Annotated in this window: 16 protein-coding genes; all 16 read right to left on the bottom strand. The window is 55.8% G+C overall.

Annotated elements, in window-relative coordinates:
- Positions 1-18 precede the first annotated feature (18 nt).
- The gene (mutT, locus tag ELK40_RS04350; RefSeq protein ID WP_045401031.1) at positions 19-411 is read right to left on the bottom strand and encodes an 8-oxo-dGTP diphosphatase MutT; all 393 of its coding nucleotides are present in this window, start codon (positions 409-411) and stop codon (positions 19-21) included.
- 57 nt (positions 412-468) lie between these two features.
- Positions 469-3,174 (bottom strand): preprotein translocase subunit SecA, encoded by a 2,706-nt coding sequence (gene secA, locus ELK40_RS04345; protein ID WP_111964034.1) that lies wholly within the window; start codon positions 3,172-3,174, stop codon positions 469-471.
- 58 nt (positions 3,175-3,232) lie between these two features.
- Positions 3,233-3,736: a secA translation cis-regulator SecM gene (gene secM / locus ELK40_RS04340; protein WP_164850615.1), complete on the bottom strand. Its 504-nt coding sequence runs from the start codon at positions 3,734-3,736 to the stop codon at positions 3,233-3,235.
- A gap of 278 nt (positions 3,737-4,014) precedes the next feature.
- Positions 4,015-4,932: a UDP-3-O-acyl-N-acetylglucosamine deacetylase gene (lpxC, locus tag ELK40_RS04335; RefSeq protein WP_008501977.1), complete on the bottom strand. Its 918-nt coding sequence runs from the start codon at positions 4,930-4,932 to the stop codon at positions 4,015-4,017.
- 101 nt (positions 4,933-5,033) lie between these two features.
- Positions 5,034-6,185: a cell division protein FtsZ gene (gene ftsZ, locus ELK40_RS04330; protein WP_008501978.1), complete on the bottom strand. Its 1,152-nt coding sequence runs from the start codon at positions 6,183-6,185 to the stop codon at positions 5,034-5,036.
- A gap of 63 nt (positions 6,186-6,248) precedes the next feature.
- The gene (gene ftsA, locus ELK40_RS04325; protein ID WP_023334508.1) at positions 6,249-7,505 is read right to left on the bottom strand and encodes a cell division protein FtsA; all 1,257 of its coding nucleotides are present in this window, start codon (positions 7,503-7,505) and stop codon (positions 6,249-6,251) included.
- On the bottom strand, positions 7,502-8,344 hold the full coding sequence (gene ftsQ, locus ELK40_RS04320) for a cell division protein FtsQ (RefSeq protein WP_111964036.1): 843 nt from the start codon (positions 8,342-8,344) through the stop codon (positions 7,502-7,504). The genes ftsA and ftsQ overlap by 4 nt, the downstream gene beginning before the upstream one ends.
- A 1-nt stretch (position 8,345) precedes the next feature.
- Complete coding sequence (locus ELK40_RS04315) at positions 8,346-9,266, bottom strand: D-alanine--D-alanine ligase (protein WP_127729612.1); 921 nt, start codon at positions 9,264-9,266, stop codon at positions 8,346-8,348.
- Complete coding sequence (gene murC, locus ELK40_RS04310; protein ID WP_115876437.1) at positions 9,259-10,734, bottom strand: UDP-N-acetylmuramate--L-alanine ligase; 1,476 nt, start codon at positions 10,732-10,734, stop codon at positions 9,259-9,261. Before murC ends, ELK40_RS04315 begins: the two co-directional genes overlap by 8 nt.
- Positions 10,735-10,790: 56 nt before the next feature.
- On the bottom strand, positions 10,791-11,855 hold the full coding sequence (gene murG, locus ELK40_RS04305; RefSeq protein WP_127729610.1) for an undecaprenyldiphospho-muramoylpentapeptide beta-N-acetylglucosaminyltransferase: 1,065 nt from the start codon (positions 11,853-11,855) through the stop codon (positions 10,791-10,793).
- The gene (ftsW, locus tag ELK40_RS04300) at positions 11,852-13,096 is read right to left on the bottom strand and encodes a cell division protein FtsW (RefSeq protein ID WP_115876438.1); all 1,245 of its coding nucleotides are present in this window, start codon (positions 13,094-13,096) and stop codon (positions 11,852-11,854) included. Before ftsW ends, murG begins: the two co-directional genes overlap by 4 nt.
- Positions 13,096-14,412 carry a UDP-N-acetylmuramoyl-L-alanine--D-glutamate ligase gene (gene murD / locus ELK40_RS04295; protein ID WP_111964039.1) on the bottom strand — a complete coding sequence of 439 codons (1,317 nt, stop codon included), beginning with the start codon at positions 14,410-14,412 and terminating at the stop codon, positions 13,096-13,098. Before murD ends, ftsW begins: the two co-directional genes overlap by 1 nt.
- A 2-nt stretch (positions 14,413-14,414) precedes the next feature.
- Complete coding sequence (mraY, locus tag ELK40_RS04290) at positions 14,415-15,497, bottom strand: phospho-N-acetylmuramoyl-pentapeptide-transferase (RefSeq protein WP_008501985.1); 1,083 nt, start codon at positions 15,495-15,497, stop codon at positions 14,415-14,417.
- Positions 15,491-16,849 carry a UDP-N-acetylmuramoyl-tripeptide--D-alanyl-D-alanine ligase gene (gene murF, locus ELK40_RS04285; protein ID WP_127729608.1) on the bottom strand — a complete coding sequence of 453 codons (1,359 nt, stop codon included), beginning with the start codon at positions 16,847-16,849 and terminating at the stop codon, positions 15,491-15,493. The genes mraY and murF overlap by 7 nt, the downstream gene beginning before the upstream one ends.
- Positions 16,846-18,333, bottom strand: coding sequence for a UDP-N-acetylmuramoyl-L-alanyl-D-glutamate--2,6-diaminopimelate ligase (gene murE, locus ELK40_RS04280; RefSeq protein WP_048979011.1), 1,488 nt, complete (start codon positions 18,331-18,333; stop codon positions 16,846-16,848). The genes murF and murE overlap by 4 nt, the downstream gene beginning before the upstream one ends.
- On the bottom strand, positions 18,320-20,086 hold the full coding sequence (locus ELK40_RS04275; protein WP_111964042.1) for a peptidoglycan glycosyltransferase FtsI: 1,767 nt from the start codon (positions 20,084-20,086) through the stop codon (positions 18,320-18,322). The genes murE and ELK40_RS04275 overlap by 14 nt, the downstream gene beginning before the upstream one ends.
- Positions 20,087-20,100: the final 14 nt, after the last annotated feature.

Below are 20,100 nucleotides of genomic sequence, written 5' to 3'. Positions count from 1 at the left end.
GCGCTTCGCTCAGCAGGCCTACGGTTGTGCGACTAACCGCAGGATCACGGGCTCATTAGCTGGCGGGAATTTTTCGGCATCACATGCCTGAAGCTCTACCCAGTTACCCGGCTGTCCCTCTTTTCCCCAGGGTTCACCTTCCCAGTTTTCCACCAGCCAGAACCACAGCGTGATGTGCCTGTCCGGAAACTGGTACTCAAGCTTATCAAACAGCGTTGCGCCAAGCGGAGTGATCCCCACCTCTTCCTGAAGCTCCCGAACCAGCGCCTCTTCCGGCGTTTCACCTGACTCGATTTTACCGCCTGGAAACTCCCACTTGTTCGCCATATGGGCGTCGGCAGCGCGCTGGGTGATGAAGATTTGGTTTTGCGGGTTGCGAATAATCCCGACGGCAATTTGCAGTATTTTCATATTGTCACTTCCATAAAAAAGGCGCAGATTTCTGCGCCTTTTTGTTTTTTTATGAACTTAGCTCAGGCGGCCGTGGCACGCCTTGTACTTTTTACCGGAACCACACGGGCACGGATCGTTACGACCCACTTTACGATCGCCGGTCTGCGCGGCGATCGCCGCTGCGGCTTCGCTGTCGTCGGTCTGGTGGCTCAGCTGTTGCATTTGTGCCAGACGCTCGGCTTCTTCACGACGCTGTTGCTCCATCGCTTCTACCTCTTCCGGCATACGCACCTGAACCTTGCTCAGGGTGCTGATCACTTCATACTTCAGCGACTCCAGCATAGACGCAAACATGGAGAAGGATTCACGCTTGTATTCCTGCTTCGGATCTTTCTGCGCATAGCCACGCAGGTGGATACCCTGACGCAGGTAGTCCATAGCCGCCAGGTGCTCTTTCCACAGGGAATCCAGGGTCTGCAGCATCACGCCTTTTTCGAAGTGACGCATCATCTCAGCGCCAACGACCTCTTCCTTACGCTTGTATACGTCCAGCGCGGTTTCAAAGATACGTTCACGCAGGGTCTCTTCGTGTAGCTCAGGCTCTTTATCCAGCCACTCTTTGATTGGCAGATCGAGGTCAAAGTCGTTTTTCAGGCGTTCCTGCAGGCCTTCGATATCCCACATTTCTTCCAGAGACTGCGGTGGAATATGCGCGTCGATGGTGGCTTTAAACACATCTTCACGAATGCTGTTAATGGTTTCGCTCACGTCGGAGACGTCCAGCAGTTCGTTACGCTGGGTGTAGATCGCACGACGCTGATCGTTAGCCACGTCATCATATTCCAGCAGCTGCTTACGAATATCAAAGTTGCGGCTTTCCACTTTACGCTGTGCGTTCGCGATCGCTTTGGTCACCCACGGGTGCTCAATGGCTTCGCCAGGTTTCATCCCCAGCTTACGCATCATGCCGGACACGCGGTCGGAGGCAAAAATACGCATCAGCGCATCTTCCATAGACAGGTAGAAGCGGGATGAACCGGCATCACCCTGACGACCCGCACGACCACGCAGCTGGTTATCAATACGACGCGATTCGTGACGCTCCGTACCGATGATGTGCAGACCGCCGGAAGCCAGAACGGCGTCATGACGAACCTGCCAGTCGGCTTTGATCTGCGCAATCTGTTCTGGCGTTGGGTTTTCCAGCTCAGCCACTTCAGCCTGCCAGCTACCGCCCAGCATAATATCGGTACCACGACCCGCCATGTTGGTGGCGATGGTGACGGCAGCCGGATAACCCGCCTGCGCAACAATGTCTGCCTCTTTAGCGTGGAACTTGGCGTTCAGAACGTTGTGCTTGATGCCTGCTTTGGTCAGCTCGTTGGAAACCACTTCAGATTTCTCGATGGAGATGGTCCCCACCAGAACCGGCTGGCCTTTTGCGGTACGTTCGCGAATGTCTTCAATGATTGCCTGGATTTTTTCCGCTTCGGTCATGTACACCAGATCCGGCATATCCTTACGGATCATCGGACGGTTGGTTGGAACAACCACGGTATCCAGCTTGTAGATGGAGCTGAATTCAAACGCTTCGGTATCGGCGGTACCGGTCATCCCTGCCAGCTTCTCGTACAGACGGAAGTAGTTCTGGAAGGTGATAGACGCCAGCGTCTGGTTTTCATTCTGAATATCCACACCTTCTTTGGCTTCCACAGCCTGGTGCAGACCGTCAGACCAGCGACGTCCCTGCATAGTACGGCCGGTGTGTTCATCGACGATGATCACTTCACCGTCTTTCACGATGTAATCGACGTCGCGGGTAAACAACGCGTGCGCACGCAGTGCAGCGGTCACGTGGTGCATCAACATAATGTTGCTTGGGGAGTACAGGGACTCACCCTCTTCCATGATGCCTTCAGCGACCAGCAGCTCTTCAATTTTCACCAGACCGCGTTCGGTCAGGTTAACCTGGCGCGCTTTTTCATCAACGGAGAAGTGGCCTTCACCCTGGAAGGTGTCGGAGTCCTCTTTCTCCTGACGCAGCAGGTGTGGAATGATTTTGTCGACTTTACGGTACATCTCGGAGCTGTCTTCAGCCGGGCCGGAGATGATAAGCGGAGTACGCGCTTCATCGATCAGGATGGAGTCCACCTCATCCACCAGCGCGTAGTGCAGCTTACGCTGGACGCGCTCTTCAGGGCTGAACGCCATGTTGTCACGCAGGTAGTCGAAGCCGTATTCGTTGTTGGTGCCGTAGGTAATATCCGCGTTATACGCTTCACGCTTGGCTGGCGCAGGCAGGCCGGACATGTTGATGCCGACAGTCATACCGAGGAATTCGAAAAGTGGACGGTTGTTTTCGGCGTCACGCTGTGCCAGATAGTCGTTGACGGTAACGACGTGAACGCCTTTACCGGTCAGCGCGTTCAGGTAAGCCGGCAGCGTTGCGGTCAGGGTTTTACCTTCACCGGTACGCATTTCCGCGATGCAGCGCTCGTTGAGCACCATACCACCCAGCAGCTGAACGTCGAAGTGACGCATGCCGAATACACGCTTACTCGCTTCGCGCACGACAGCAAACGCTTCCGGGATCAGGCTTTCTAAGGTTTCACCTTTTTCCAGACGCGCACGAAATTCCGCTGTTTTCGCTTTAAGCTCGTCATCAGAGAGCTTCTCCATCGCCGGTTCCATACCGTTGATGACGGCAACTGCTTTGCGCATACGGCGCAGGGTACGATCGTTACGACTACCAAAAACTTTAGTTAACAATTTGATTAGCATAATAAATTCTCAAACGCCCCATTGTGGGCAGATAAATTAAGGTATTGAAAAAGTTAATTTAGCTGAGGCGTTGCGGCCCGGCGCGAATGCCGTGAGCCTGGCTAATCCAGGTTGAAACAGAGAATGAAACAGGTGAAACAAACTCACGTTGCGTCGACTGACGAACTATGACCGGCGGCTGGCTGTCCTGCGTGAGCAGCGCGTTAAGCGTGTCCAGCAGGGCAAGATGCTGAGCCTGCACCGGCAGCGCCTCTTCCGCAACAGGCATGGCCTGCGGTGCCATCGCAAACGACAGATGGCGGATAACCGTGCGGATAGCGTGCTGGTGCCAGTAATCGACGGTGAAGTTTGGACGGCGGCTGGCTTCAAGCCACGCAAGGTTAGTAAAGTTAACCCGCGTGTTGAAATCGTGTTTAGTCGTGGAGGTTTTTGCGGGCGTCGCCGCTTCGGCACTGTTGCTGAGCGCAGGCAAGCCAAAGCTCGCCGCGACCATCCCTAATAAGAGATGCGGCCAGAAGTAACGTCTGCCAAATTGTCGCCAGCGCGTCAGTATTCCGCTCACCTGCTCCACCCTATAAGCCAGCCTTGCAGAGGCTGAGTTCAGTTATTCTTTTAGCGCCCAGATAGTATCACTAAAGCCAATGCACATCAGCAGGAATGAGGTGCCGCCGCGGGGAAAAACGGTCAAGAATGCAGCTAACGCACATATTTTCTGCGAAAGACAAACAAGAGATAACGCTGGGGCAAACTAAGAAGGGTAAAAATAAAAACGACTGGTCTTCCTGGTCGGAGAGAGTACCAGGTTAACCAGTCGATTTTTTTACGAAACGGCGTGAACCGTTACGCCAGAACCATGCTCGGTGCTTTGAAAGCCAGCGGCAGCTCAGCTTCGTCTTCGAAGGTCACATATTCCCAGGCTTCCTGTTTTGCCAGGACGGCCTGCAACAGTTTGTTGTTCAGCGCATGACCGGATTTGAACGCGGTAAATGCACCAATGATGTTGTGACCACACATGAACAGGTCGCCGATAGCATCCAGCATTTTGTGACGAACGAATTCATCTTCGAAACGCAGGCCGTCTTCGTTCAGTACGCGATAATCGTCAACAACGATGGCACAATCGAAGCTGCCGCCCAGGCACAGGCCGCGGGACTGCAGATATTCGATATCACGCATGAAGCCAAACGTACGGGCTCGGCTGATCTGGCGCATAAACGCATCGGCAGAGAAGTTCATCGCATAGCGTTGGGTGCTGGAGTCAATCGCCGGATGGTTAAAGTCGATGGTAAAGTCCAACGAGAAACCATTGTACGGTTTGAATTCAGCCCATTTGTCGCCATCTTCGACGCGAACGGTCTCTTTGATGCGAACAAATTTCTTCGCGCAGTTCAGTTCTTCGATGCCAGCATCCAGCAACAGATAGACGAACGGTGCAGCACTGCCATCCATAATCGGGATTTCTGGCGCATCGACTTCAACAATAATGTTGTCGATACCCAGCCCCGCCAGGGCGGCGTTCAGGTGCTCAACGGTAGAAATCCGCACGTCATGCTCGTTCACCAGACAAGTACAGAGCATAGTATCACGCACAGATTTGGCATCGGCCGGAAAATCTACCGGTGGATTCAAGTCGGTGCGACGATAGATGACCCCGGTATTGGCCGGCGCAGGGCGTAACGTCAGCGTGACTTTCTTGCCGGTATGTAAACCGACACCCGTCGCCTGAACGATACGTTTAAGTGTCCTTTGTTTGATCATCGTATAATCTCGCCAAATTAACTATCCAACCGAGAGTGTATATCACTAACGGTGGGCCAGTTTAGCACAAAGAGCGCAAATCCCCAAATTCCAGCCAATTCTTAGTCAGCTTGCTTACGCAGGAACGCCGGGATATCCAGATAATCTGGCTCTTTCGCCGTTTGCGGCGTTGGGTCGTTCACCACTTTCGCGGCCGGTTTCTGCTCCTGAGTCAGAGGAGACATACCGTGCTGCTGGTAACGATCCATTACCGGTTGCTGAGTCTGCTTGTTAGTCACTAAGGTGATCTCAGGACGTTTGTCCATGCCGATACCGGTAGCAACAACGGTAACACGCAGCTCGTCGTTCATTTCAGGGTCAAGAGAAGTACCGATTACCACGGTAGCGTTGTCAGAGGCGAACGCACGGATAGTGTTACCCACGGTTTCGAACTCATCCAGACGCAGGTCAAAGCCAGCGGTAATGTTGACCAGCACGCCGCGCGCACCAGACAGATCGATATCTTCCAGCAGTGGAGAAGAGATGGCCATTTCAGCCGCTTCTTCTGCACGATCTTCACCGCTCGCCACGCCAGAGCCCATCATCGCGTAGCCCATTTCGGACATCACGGTGCGAACGTCTGCAAAGTCAACGTTCATCAGGCCAGGACGGGTAATCAGTTCAGCGATACCCTGGACCGCGCCTTTCAGCACGTCGTTTGCTGCACCGAATGCGTCCAGCAGGGAGATACCGCGCCCCAGAACCTTCAACAGCTTGTCGTTAGGGATGGTGATCAGCGAGTCCACATGCTTGGACAGCTCGGTGATACCCTGCTCCGCGAATGCCATACGCTTCTTGCCTTCAAAGTTGAAAGGCTTGGTCACGACAGCAACGGTCAGGATACCTAAATCTTTAGCTACTTCAGCTACAACAGGTGCTGCGCCGGTACCCGTACCGCCACCCATACCTGCTGCGATGAAGACCATGTCCGCACCTTCCAGTGCAGCGCGCAGCGCTTCACGATCTTCTTCAGCCGCATTGCGACCAACTTCCGGGTTAGCCCCTGCTCCCAGCCCTTTGGTGATACCACCGCCGATCTGGATAGTCTGGCCTACAGCCGTCTTACGCAGTGCCTGCGCATCGGTGTTAACTGCGAAGAATTCAACACCTTCAATGCGTTCACGCACCATATGCTCTACGGCGTTACCGCCGCCGCCACCGACGCCGATGACTTTAATCACCGCGTCGTTGGTCAGTTCCATAGGTTCAAACATAATTTCTCTCTCCGTTGTGCCTGTCGCCCGAGACCGCTAATTCTCTCCGGTCTCTTAAAAAAATTAAAACTCTTTTCGCAACCAGTTGTTCAGTCGTTTGACCCACGACCCCACTGAGACGCGTTTTTCCACTTCTGCTTCACCACTGAGATGAGATTCCTTCCCGTAGTGAAGCAGGCCCACAGCCGTTGAATAATACGGCTCCTGAGCATAATCCGTTAAACCGGTGATATTCAGCGGCGCACCAATACGCACCTGCGTATGGAACACGCGCTGAGCACAGGCCGCAAGACCTTCAATTTGCGCTGCACCGCCGGTTAATACAATCCCCGCCGCAAGATGATGCTTAACACCCTGCTGACGAAGCTGTTCCTGTAACTGTAAAATCTCTTCGTTGACCAGGTTGAGCAGCTCGGTATAGCGCGGCTCAATCACCTCTGCCAACGTCTGGCGCTGCAGGCTACGCGGTGGACGACCACCGACGCTCGGCACTTCAACGCTCTCATCTTTGCCAACGATAGACCCCAGCGCACAGCCGTGGCGCACTTTAATCGCTTCTGCATCGCTCGGCGGCGTACCAAAAGCGTAAGCAATATCGCTGGTCACAACGTTCCCGGCATAAGGGATCACTTTAGTGTGGCGCAACGCACCGCCGGTATAGACGGCGATATCCATTGTACCACCACCAATATCGACCACACAGACACCCAGTTCACGTTCATCTTCTGTCAGCACGGAATAACTTGCCGCCAGACCCGCGAAAATAAGTTGGTCAACTTTCAGGCCACAACGTTCAACGGCTTTTACAATGTTCTTCGCCATATCGTTGTGACATGTGATCAGGTGCACTTTTGCCTGCATACGTACGCCAGAAAGACCGACCGGGTTCTTGATCCCTTCCTGGTAGTCAATCGCATATTCCTGCGGGATCACGTGCAATACGCGATGCTCATCGCGGACACGCACGGATTTCGCCGTGTGCACTACGTTTTCAACATCTTCCTGCGTCACTTCTTCTTCGGAAATCGGCACCATACCAATTTCGTTCTGGCAGCTAATGTGCTTACCAGAAAGGGCCAGATAGACAGAAGAAATCTGGCAATCTGCCATCAGTTCAGCCTGATCGATGGCGCGCTGAACGCATTTCACCACCGATTCAAGATCGTTTACCCCACCTTTATCCATACCACGGGAAGGGCAACTGCCTACGCCAATGATATTGACCATACCGTCGGGCAGAACTTCCCCTACTAAAGCGGCAACCTTCGCAGTGCCAATCTCCAGTCCAACTACCAGTTTTCTGTCCGTCGCCTTGATCATTGTTGTTCTGCCTGTACCTGTGCCTGATTCTGTTGCTGATTAGGTTCCTCGACCGGAGCCGGTACCCAACCGACTGCTGCGCCTGAGTCATAGCGCAAATCAACGTAGCTTATCCGTTTGCCGTCAGTCTGTGCCTGCTGCTGTAAAACCGGGTAAAGTTCGACAAAACGCGCCAGACGCTTCATGGTGTCCCCGCGTCCCAGGTTGAGCTTAATGCCGTTCGTTAACGTCAGCTGCCAGGAACGGCGCGCCGTCATGGCAGCATCTTTTAACGTAAACCTGTCCTTCGCCAGCACCTGACCCATTTCGCGAAAACCCTGTAACACTTCGTTTTCGCTGCCTTCAGGGCCATACAACATCGGTAAATTTTGCTTGTTGACACGATCGGCCGGGACGCTGAAGGAATTTCCGTCTGCGTCAACCATGTGCTGATCATTCCAACGCGCAATGGGCACATATTCAACCAGATGAATCTTCAATTCATCAGGCCATTGCTTTCTTACGCTCGCCTGTTTTATCCATGGCAGACGTTCAATCTGGCTCTGGATAATATTGACGTCCTGAGTCATGAAAGTGCCAGGCGAGCCCAGCGCCAGTATTGACTGGCGAATATCATCGTTACGCGTATAGTGACGCTCACCGGTGACCACCAGCTTAGAGAGCGGCAACCGCTGCGCATCTTCCATCCAGCCCAGGACCATCCAGCCGCTGATAAACACGGTGCACAGCACCCCGAGCAGGAAAATGATGCCTGCAAGACGCGTTCCATTACTGCGGCGTGAAGAGGTGTATTCGTCCTCGTCATCGCGGTTGCGCGTGTTCAATGCAGCCTGAGACATATCAGCCCGCCTGGTCCAGAATGCGTACGACTAACTGCGAGAAACTCATCCCCGCCTGACGCGCGGCCATCGGCACAAGGCTGTGGCTGGTCATTCCCGGAGAGGTATTGGCTTCCAGCAGATAAAATTGTCCATCACCGTCCTGCATCACGTCGATGCGTCCCCAGCCCTGACAACCCAGAATATGCCAGGCTTTAAGCACCAGGGACTGTAAATCGGCTTCACGCTCAGCTTCAAGACCACTTGGGCAGAAATATTGCGTCTCATCAGAGAGATACTTCGCCTCATAATCATAGAAGACTCCGGCGGGTTGGATACGGATTGACGGTAAAATTTCTTCGCCGAGCATCGCGACGGTAAATTCCGGCCCGCTAAGCCATTTTTCAATCAGAACTTCTTCATCATGTTGAAATGCCAGTGCTAAAGCGGACGAAAGATCTTCAGCTTTGTCGACTTTGGACATTCCCACGCTGGAGCCTTCCCGGCTGGGCTTTACAATAACCGGTAAGCCCAGTTCAGCAATGCGTGCATTAACGCTATCCGAAAGGCCCAATTCAAATTCGCGACGCGTCAGCGCCACCCACGGTGCGACAGGTAACCCTGCCCCCTGCCACAGCAGCTTGCTGCGCAGTTTGTCCATTGAGATAGCGGAAGCCATCACGCCGCTGCCGGTGTACGGCAGGCCGATCAGATCAAGAAGCCCCTGCAGGGTTCCGTCTTCACCACCACGACCATGCAAAGCGATAAAGACTTTATCGAAGCCCATGGCTTTTAATTGCGTCACGTCGACCTCTTTTGGGTCGACCAGGTGCGCGTTGACGCCACCCTCCCGCAGGCCCGCCAGCACAGCCGCGCCGGAATTCAGGGAAACCTCGCGTTCAGCAGAGGTGCCGCCAGACAGGACAGCAATCTTATCAGCCATGATGCTCATCCTCCTGGGTTTGCGGCTTCAGTTTGATTTCAGCTAAGGTACGGGCGATTTTGCCGATATTTCCCGCGCCCTGAATCAGAATCAAATCGTTACCCGTCAGGACCGGTGCCAGAATTTCCGCCACCTGCGCAGGGTCAGAAACCAGAATAGGGTCAACCTTACCGCGTCCACGGATTGTACGGCACAGGGAGCGGCTGTCAGCCCCTGGAATCGGCGTCTCGCCTGCGGCGTATACGTCCAGCATTAACAGGGTGTCTACCTGTGACAGGACGCTGGCGAAATCGTCATACAGATCGCGCGTACGCGTGAAGCGGTGCGGCTGGAAGATCATCACCAGATTTTTGTCAGGCCAGCCCGCGCGTGCGGCTTTAATGGTGGCGTCCACTTCGGTCGGATGGTGGCCGTAGTCGTCCACCAGCATCGCCGAACCGGCTTTACCGTTCACGGCATCCAGCGGGAATTCACCGAGGAAGTCGAAACGGCGACCGGTGCCCTGGAAGCTTTCCAGCGCGCGCAGAATCGCATCATCATCAATGCCTTCTTCCGTCGCGACGGCCACTGCCGCTGCGGCATTGAGGGCGTTATGGCGCCCTGGTGCATTCAGCGTGACGTGCAGCAGCTCTTTGTCCTGACGCGCCAGCGTGAAGTGTCCCTGCGCGCCAATCTGTTTGTACTCCTCCACGCGAACGTCAGCGTCTTCGCTGAAGCCGTAGGTGGTGATTTGACGACCCACGCGCGGCAGCAGCTCGCGGATCACCGGATCGTCTACGCACATTACCGCACGTCCATAGAACGGCAGGTTGTGCAGGAAGTTGATGAAGGTCTGCTTTAAGTTCTCGAAGTCACCCTGGTATGTATCCATATGGTCAGCTTCGATGTTAGTGACAATCGCCACCATCGGCTGCAGGTGCAGGAACGACGCGTCGCTCTCATCCGCTTCGGCAATCAGATAACGACTGTGGCCCAGACGTGCATGCACGCCTGCGGCTTTGACCAGACCGCCGTTGACGAACGTCGGATCGAGCCCCGCTTCCGCATAAATACTGGAAACCATCGCCGTGGTCGTGGTTTTACCGTGGGTCCCGGCAATGGCGATGCCGTGACGAAAACGCATCAGTTCCGCCAGCATTTCTGCACGGCGGATCACCGGAATCCGCGCTTCGTGCGCAGCAACGATTTCAGGGTTGTCAGAGGAGATGGCGCTTGAGACCACCACCACGCTCGCATCGCGCACGTTTTCCGGACGATGGTTGAAATAGATAGTCGCCCCAAGCGACGCCAGCTGCTGCGTAACAGGGTTTGGCGCCAGGTCAGACCCGCTGATCTGATAGCCTTCGTTAGCTAACACTTCGGCAATACCGCCCATGCCAGCACCACCGATGCCAACAAAGTGAATGTGCCGGACGCGACGCATCTCGGGCACGATTGAACGCAGTTTTGCCAGTTGTTGTGTATTCATTCTCTAAACGCCATCGACTACTTAAAATTCGTGCAGCGCAACACGCGCTGCGAGGGTTAAGCCTGGGCTGCCAGGCTCACTTCTTTTGCCACCCGTTCCGTCGCATCAGGGATAGCGGCCGCGCGCGCGCGTTGTGCCATCTCCAGCAGTGCGTCTCTGTTCCAGCCCGCCAGGGTGGTGGCGACCGCGTCGGCGGTAAATTGTGGCTGCTCAAAAATTTTCGCGGCACCGGCTTTCTCAAGCGGCAGCGCATTCCAGTACTGCTGTCTGTCTTTGTGCTGGAACGGCACAAACAGGGCCGGCAGACCCGCGGCGGCGATCTCACTCACCGTCAGCGCGCCTGAGCGACAGACCACGACATCGGCCCAGGCATACGCTGCCGCCATGTCGTCGATAAACTCTGTGACTTTATGCTGCGGCTGACCTTCGTCTGCGTAAGCCTGCTCAACGGTCTGCTGAGCGCCTTTACCGCTCTGGTGCCAGATGGTCACGGTATCGCCCAGCTTTGCAGCTACCTGCGGCATCGTCTGGTTCAAGATACGCGCGCCCTGAGAGCCGCCGACGACCAGCACACGAACCGGCCCTTCACGGCCCGTCAGGCGAGCGTCCGGCAGCGGCAGCGCCAGCACGTCGACACGCACCGGATTACCCACTACGTCCGCTTTTGGGAACGCGCCGGGAAACGCCTGCATGACTTTAGTGGCGATTTTCGCTAGCCATTTGTTAGTCAGACCGGCAATACCGTTCTGTTCATGCAGCACAACGGGAATGCCTAACGACCATGCCGCCAGCCCGCCAGGACCCGAGACATAGCCCCCCATGCCCAGCACCACATCGGGCTTAAAGCGCTTCATAATGGTGCGCGCCTGACGCCAGGCGTTAAAAATACTCACCGGTGCCAGCAGCATTGCCTTGAGGCCTTTGCCCCGAAGGCCGGAAATACGAATAAAGTCGATCTCGATACCGTGTTTCGGTACCAGGTCGGCCTCCATGCGGTCTGCGGTTCCCAGCCAGCGTACCTGCCAGCCCTGATCCATTAAATGGTGCGCAACCGCAAGCCCCGGGAACACGTGTCCGCCGGTACCGCCAGCCATCACCATTAACCGCTTCGGTTGATTCATCGTGAACCTCGTGTAAACGCCTGGGCTTTTTCCAGACGCGTTTCATAATCTATGCGCAACAACAGCATGATGGCCGTCGACATAATCAACAGACTGGAACCACCATAACTGATCAACGGCAACGTCAGACCTTTGGTCGGCAGCATACCCGCTGCGGCCCCGACGTTAACCAATGCCTGGAAGCTAAACCAGATACCAATTGAGCAGGCCAGGAAGCCTGAGAAGCGGTGATCGATCTCCAGCGCTTTCCGGCCGATGGACATGGCGCGGAAAGCGACGAAGAATACCATTAATAGCGCTAATACCACACCGATATAACCCAGTTCTTCCGCAATAATGGAGAAGATGAAGTCAGTATGCGCTTCCGGTAAATACTCGAGTTTCTGTACCGAGTTCCCCAGCCCCTGTCCCCAGACTTCACCGCGACCAAAGGCCATCAGCGACTGCGTCAGCTGATAACCGCTGCCGAACGGATCTTCCCAGGGGTTCCAGAACGAGGTCACACGGCGAATACGGTAAGGCTCGGCGAGGATCAGCAGCACAACCGCCGAAATCCCCATCCCGATAATAGCGATGAACTGCCACAGTTTCGCGCCCGCCAGGAACAGCATGGCCAGGGTGGTAACGAACAGCACGACAACGGTACCGAGGTCAGGCTGCGCCAGCAGTAATACCGCCAGCACCAGAATCACGCCCATCGGTTTTAAGAAGCCGCGCAGGTTGTTACGCACCTCATCTACCTTACGCACCAGGTAGTTAGCCAGGTAGCAGAACAGGGAGAGCTTGGTAAATTCCGCAGGCTGAATACGCAGCGGACCGAAGGCGATCCAGCGGGATGCCCCGTTAACGGAGCTGCCCACCACCAGTACGATCAGCAGCATAATAATCGACGCGATCAGCATCGCCGTGCTGTGCCGCTGCCAGAACTCCATCGGCAGACGCAAGGTCACCAGCGCCAGACAGAACGCCAGGATGATGTAAAGACCATCACGTTTGGCAAACAGGAAAGGATCGTTCGCCAGACGCTGCCCGACGGGCATTGATGCCGACGTCACCATAATAAAGCCTACCGCCGCCAGCCCCATCGTGAGCCAGAACAGCGTGCGGTCGTACATGATCAGGCTGTCGTTATCTTTTTGACGAGAGCCCATCACCCAGCCTTTGAGCGCCGCAAACAGCCATGCCAGGATCCCAAATCCTGGCAGGCGCGGCATTTTCAGGCGAGGGAGAGATAAACGCATCAGCCTAACTCCTTCGCCAGGCGGGTAAAGACATCACCACGCTGTTCGAAATTCTTGAATTGATCGAGGCTGGCACAGGCCGGAGAGAGCAGCACCATATCGCCTGGCTTCACGCGAGGGGCAATCAGCCGCATCGCCTGTTCCATGGTTTCAGTTTGCTCGGCAACCTCAGGGCGCAGTTCAGCAAGCTCGCTGCCGTCACGGCCGAAGCAGTACAGGCGGATGTTATCGCCGGAGAGATACGGCTTCAGGGACGAGAAATCAGCAGACTTACCGTCGCCGCCCAGCAGCAGATGCAGGGTGCCGTCAACGTGCAGCCCGTTCAGCGCGGCCTCCGTGCTGCCCACATTGGTGGCTTTGGAGTCGTTGATCCAGCGCACGCCGTTGTGCTCCAGCGCCAGCTGGAAACGGTGCGCCAGACCTGAAAACGTGGTTAACGCTTTCAGGCTGGAGGAGCGCGGCAGCCCTACAGCATCCGCCAGCGCCAGCGCCGCCAGGGCATTGGTGTAGTTGTGCTGACCTGTGAGCTTCATCTCTTTCACGTTCAGCACTTTCTCACCCTTCACGCGCAGCCAGGTTTCACCCAGTTGGCGGTTCAGATGATAATCCCCCATCGTGATACCGAAGCTGATACAGCGATCGTCTGCGCCACGCACCGGCATGGTCAGCGCGTCATCGGCATTAACAACGCAGACTTTGGCATTTTCATAAACGCGGAGCTTAGCGGCACGGTACTGCTGCAGGCCAAATGGATACCTGTCCATATGATCTTCAGTCACGTTGAGGATCGTCGCAGCCGCAGCATGCAGGCTGGAAGTCGTTTCCAGCTGGAAGCTGGAGAGTTCCAGCACGAACAGCTCACAGCCTTTGTCCAGCAGCATCAGAGCAGGTAAACCAATGTTACCGCCAACGCCGACGTTCATGCCTGCCGCTTTCGCCATTTCACCCACCAGAGTGGTGACGGTGCTTTTACCGTTAGAACCGGTAATCGCGATAACGGGCGCCTGCACTTCACGGCAGAACAGCTCGATATCGCCGACAATTTCCACACCCGCATCCGCGGCAGCGCTCAGCGAAGGATGCGCCAGCGCCATACCTGGGCTTGCGACAATCAGATCGGCTGCCAGCAGCCAGTCATCATTCAGACCACCAAGGTGGCGTTCAACCTGTTCCGGCAGTTTGTCCAGACCCGGCGGAGAGACACGCGTATCCATCACGCGTGGCGTCACGCCGCGTGCGAGGAAAAAGTCCACGCAGGAGAGCCCCGTAAGGCCCAACCCGATGATAACGACTTTTTTGCCCTGGTAATCTGCCATGATTAACGTACCTTCAGCGTTGCCAGGCCAATCAGCACCAGCATCAGCGAAATAATCCAGAAGCGCACAATAACGCGCGGCTCCGGCCAGCCTTTCAGTTCATAGTGGTGGTGAATCGGCGCCATGCGGAAGATGCGCTGACCGCGCAGCTTGAAGGAACCGACCTGCAAAATCACCGACAGGGTTTCAACCACAAACACGCCGCCCATGATCACCAGCAGGAACTCCTGACGCAGCAGTACGGCGATAATGCCGAGCGCACCGCCCAAAGCCAGAGAACCGACGTCACCCATAAAGACCTGAGCCGGATAGGTGTTGAACCACAGGAAGCCCAGCCCCGCGCCGACAATCGCGGTACAAACGATCACCAGCTCACCCGCATGGCGCAGATAAGGGATGTGCAGATAGTTCGCGAAATTCATGTTACCGGTCGCCCACGCCACAAGCGCAAAACCGGCGGCCACAAAGACGGTTGGCATAATGGCCAGGCCATCCAGACCGTCGGTCAGGTTAACGGCGTTGCCGGTGCCGACAATCACAAAGTAGGCCAGCAGAATGTAGAACAGCCCCAACTGCGGCATAACGTCTTTGAAGAACGGCACAACCAGCTCGGTGGCAGGTGTGTCTTTGCCTGCCAGATACAGCGCGAAGGCTACGCCAAGCGCGATCACCGACATCCAGAAATATTTCCAGCGCGCGATCAGGCCCTTAGTATCTTTACGAACGACTTTGCGGTAATCATCAACAAAACCGATGATCCCATAACCCACCAGTACCGTCAGAACGCACCAGACGTACGGGTTGGAGGGATACGCCCACAGCAGCACGGAAACGACGATGGCGGTCAGGATCATGATCCCGCCCATGGTCGGGGTACCGCGTTTGCTGAAGTGCGATTCCGGACCGTCGTTACGCACAACCTGGCCGAAAGAGAGTTTTTGCAGACGGGCAATCATGCGCGGGCCCATCCACAACGAGATGAACAGCGCAGTCAGCAGGCTGACGATGGCGCGAAACGTCAGATACGAAAAGACGTTAAAGCCTGAATAATATTTGACCAAATGTTCGGCCAGCCAAACTAACATGTCCCGTTCTCCTGTAATGCGTGCACAACCTCTTCCATGGCGGCACTACGTGAACCTTTAACTAATACAGTCACAATTTGTTTTTCTGTAATTAATGCCTTAAGGCGCTCAATCAACGCGGTTTTATCGGCAAAATGCTCGCCAACGCCGCTGGCCTGGCTAATCGCCTGGCTCAGTTTTCCTGCGCTCAGTACACAGTCCAGCCCCGCAGCTTTCGCCGCTTCGCCAACCTGGGTATGACAGGCTTCGCTTTCGTCGCCCAGCTCTGCCATGTCGCCAACCACCATGATGCGGTAGCCCGGCATTTCTGATAACACCTGCACCGCCGCCGTCATTGAACCAACGTTCGCGTTGTAGGAGTCATCCAGCAGCAGTTTGTTTTCCGAAAGCTGAATCGGGAACAGACGACCCGGCACGGCTTTCAGGTTCGCCAGCCCGGCTTTGATCGCCTCATGTGTAGCGCCCACCGCCGTTGACAGCGCCGCCGCCGCAAGGGCATTGGCGATGTTATGGCGACCCGGCAGCGGCAGCAGAACCTCCACGCCCCCCGTTGGGGTCGTGAGGGTGAACTCGGTGCCGTGGGACGTCACATGGATATTGGTCGCCGTAAAATCACTGTTGGCCGCATTTGGCGAGAAGCGCCAGGTTTTACGCGAGCCAATGATGCTCTGCCAGTTCAGCCAGTCGTTGTTATCGGCGTTCAGAATAGCGATACCGTTATCCGGCAGGCCGGTATAAATCTCACCTTTCGCTTTCGCCACGCCTTCCAGCGAGCCAAAACCTTCCAGGTGCGCAGCCGCGAGGTTATTCACCAGCGCAGCTTCCGGGCGAGTCAGGCTCACGGTCCAGGCGATTTCGCCCTGGTGGTTTGCTCCTAACTCGATCACCGCATAGTCATGTTCTTTGGTCAGGCGAAGCAATGTCATCGGCACGCCGACGTCATTATTGAGGTTGCCCGCGGTATAAAGCGTATTGCCGCACTGGCCGAGGATCGCCGCCGTCATCTCTTTCACCGACGTTTTGCCGGATGAGCCGGTCAGCGCGACGACGCGAGCAGGCACCTGCTGACGCACCCAGGCAGCCAGCTCACCGAACGCGAGGCGCGTATCTTTCACCACAATTTGCGGCAGATCGATATCGAGCTTGCGGCTGACCAGCAGCGCACCGGCGCCGTTCTCTTTGGCCTGTTCAGCAAAATCATGCGCGTCAAAACGTTCGCCTTTCAGCGCCACAAACAAACAGCCTGCAGCGATTTTGCGGGTGTCCGTCGTTACGGCATCAATGGTCAGGTCTTGCCCGTGCAGGTCGCCCTTCAGGATTGCAGCGGCCTGACGTAACGTGATGCTAATCATGCCACGACTCCCAGCAGACGAGCTGCCGTTACGCGGTCCGAGTAGTCCAGACGGCGATTGCCAACGATCTGATAATCTTCATGCCCTTTGCCCGCTAACAGGACAACATCATTCTCCTGCGCCTGCATAATGGTATTGGTCACGGCTTCCGCACGGCCTTCCACCACGCGAGCGCGGCCCGCGTCCAGCATGCCCGCCAGAATGTCATTGATGATGGCGCGCGGCTCTTCCGTACGCGGGTTGTCATCGGTTACTACCGGAATATCTGCGAACTGCTCGGCAATAGCCCCCATCAGCGGGCGTTTGCCTTTATCGCGATCGCCGCCGCAGCCAAACACGCACCAGAGCTTCCCGGCGCAGTGCAGGCGCGCCGCTTCGAGCGCTTTTTCCAGCGCATCCGGCGTGTGGGCGTAATCAACCACAACGGTCGGTTTGCCCGGCGCGCTGAACACTTCCATACGGCCGCAAACCGGCTGCAGACGCGCTGAGGTTTTCAGCAGTTCAGCCATCGGATAACCCAGTGCCAGCAGCGTCGCCAGCGCCAGCAGCAGGTTGCTGACGTTGAACGCGCCCATCAGGCGGCTTTCAATTTCGCCTTCACCCCAGGAAGAGGCAAAGCGGATTGTCGCCCCGCTGTCGTGGTAATTCACCTCAACCGCCTTCAGCCAGCGGCCGTGGCAGTTCGGATTGATATGGTCTTCCATCGACACCGCAACCGCATCCGGCAGCTTCGCCAGCCAGCGGCGGCCCACTTCGTCGTCGGCGTTGATGATGGCTTGTCCGTAATGGTGAGTGGAGAACAGCAGCCATTTCGCGGCTTCGTAATGCTCCATATCACCATGATAATCAAGATGATCGCGACTCAGGTTAGTAAACACTGAAGCGGCAAATTTCAGCGCCGCAACCCGATGCTGTACCAGACCGTGCGAAGAGACCTCCATCGCAGCAAAGGTTGCCCCCTGCCCAGCCAGACCTGCAAGCACATGCTGTACGTCTACCGCCGAGCCGGTGGTGTTTTCCGTCGGGCTCACTTTGCCCAGCAGGCCGTTACCTACGGTACCCATCACTGCACCGGTTTCACCCAACAGCTGGGCCCACTGCGCCATCAGCTGCGTGGTGGTGGTTTTACCGTTCGTGCCCGTCACGCCGACCAGACGCAGCTGGTCGGAAGGTTCGTGATAAAAACGTCCCGCCAGCGCGGAGAGACGCTCGTTTAACTGGCTGAGATAGATAACCGGCACCCCGTGCATTTCACGGATCTCACCGTCGGTTGCCTCATCTTTGGCCTCAGCAATAATGGCAGCCACACCTTGCGCAATCGCCTGCGGGATATAACGACGCCCGTCCGCCTGATGACCGACCACCGCCACAAAAAGATCGCCAGAAGCAGCCACGCGGCTGTCCAGTACCATCTCTCGCAGTGCTCGCTCCGGTGCATTTGGCACCCACGGAGCGAGAAGGTCGCGCAAATTACGATCTGCCACCTGTACCCTCGCCTTGATTAATTACAAATTCACTTTTTTCGCCCGTCGCCAGCGCATCCGGTTCAATGTTCATGGTGCGTAACACGCCGCCCATGATAGCCCCGAACACAGGCGCGGAGACGGCGCCGCCGTAGTATTTACCCGCCTGTGGATCGTTTATTACGACCACCAGCGCAAAACGCGGATTGCTTGCAGGCGCAACGCCTGCGGTATAGGCAATATATTTGTTGATGTAGCGGCCGTCTGGCCCCACCTTTTTCGCAGTACCGGTCTTGATGGCAATGCGATAACCTTTGATCGCCGCCTTCACGCCGCCGCCGCCAGGCAGCGCCACGCTTTCCATCATGTGCACCACGGTACGAACGACAGATTCCGGGAAGATACGCTCGCCCGGAACCGGTGGATCAACTTTAGTAATCGACAGCGGACGATAGACGCCATAGCTGCCAATCGTTGCATAGACTCGCGCTAGCTGTAACGGAGTTACCATTAGCCCGTAGCCGAAAGAGAAGGTGGCCCTCTCTATGTCAGACCACCGTTGTTTTTGAGGATATAAGCCACTGCGTTCTCCGACCAACCCCAAATTGGTCGCCTTTCCAAGTCCAAAACGTGAGTAAGTCTCTACTAACGCTGAGGACGGCATCGCTAACGCCAGCTTTGAAACGCCGACGTTACTCGACTTCTGTAATACCCCGGTCAGGGTCAATTCGCTGTAGCGTGCCACGTCTTTGATTTCGTGACCGTTAATTCGGTATGGAATGGTATTCAGTACGGTATTTTCGTTGACGATACCGCGCTGAAGTGCAGTCATGACCACCATCGGCTTAACCGTCGAACCCGGTTCGAACACGTCGGTGATGGTACGGTTACGCATAACATCCTTCTGCGTGCCGGTAAGATTATTAGGGTTGTAGGACGGGCTATTGGCCATCGCCAGCACTTCACCCGTACTGACATCAACTAACACAGCACTGCCCGATTCCGCTTTGTTGAAGGCCACGGCATTGTTCAGCTCGCGGTAAACCAGCGCCTGTAATCGCTCATCGATACTCAGCGCAAGGTTGTGTGCGGCCTGGCTGTCCGTTGAGGAAATATCCTCGATCACGCGACCATAGCGGTCTTTACGCACAATGCGCTCGCCGGGCTGGCCGGTAAGCCATTTATCAAAGCTTTTTTCAACGCCTTCAATCCCCTGGCTATCAACGTTAGTAAAGCCAATGAGGTGAGCAGTCACTTCGCCGGATGGATAGTAACGACGGGATTCTTCACGCAGATGGATCCCCGGCAGCTTCAATTTTTTGATGTAGTCCGCCATGTCAGGGTTCACCTGACGTGCCAGATAGATAAAGCGCCCTCTCGGGTTCGTATTCACGCGTGAAGCTAACTGGTCCAACGGCATCTTCAGCGCATCCGCAAGGGCCTTCCAGCGGTTATCAAGTGTGATACCGCCAGCATCATGCAGTTCTTTAGGATCGGCCCAAATCGCCTTCACCGGCACGCTCACCGCTAGCGGACGCCCAGAGCGATCGGTAATCATCCCACGGGATGTCGACACTTCCTGAACGCGCAGGGAACGCATGTCACCCTGGCGTACAAGCATGTCAGGAGCGATGATTTGTAGCCAGGCCACGCGTCCAAGCAGAAAACCCAGAGCGAGTAAAATGCAGCCGCATAGCAACGCAAAACGCCAACTGATAAAGTTGGCCTGTTCTTCCTGACGTTTTGGTTTTAGCGTTTTTGCCGCTGCTTTCATGCGTCGCGTTTTCC

Source organism: Enterobacter sp. N18-03635, from assembly GCF_004006055.1.
Taxonomy (GTDB): Bacteria; Pseudomonadota; Gammaproteobacteria; order Enterobacterales; family Enterobacteriaceae; genus Enterobacter; species Enterobacter vonholyi.
This window is presented reverse-complemented; position numbering and strand designations above follow the sequence as displayed.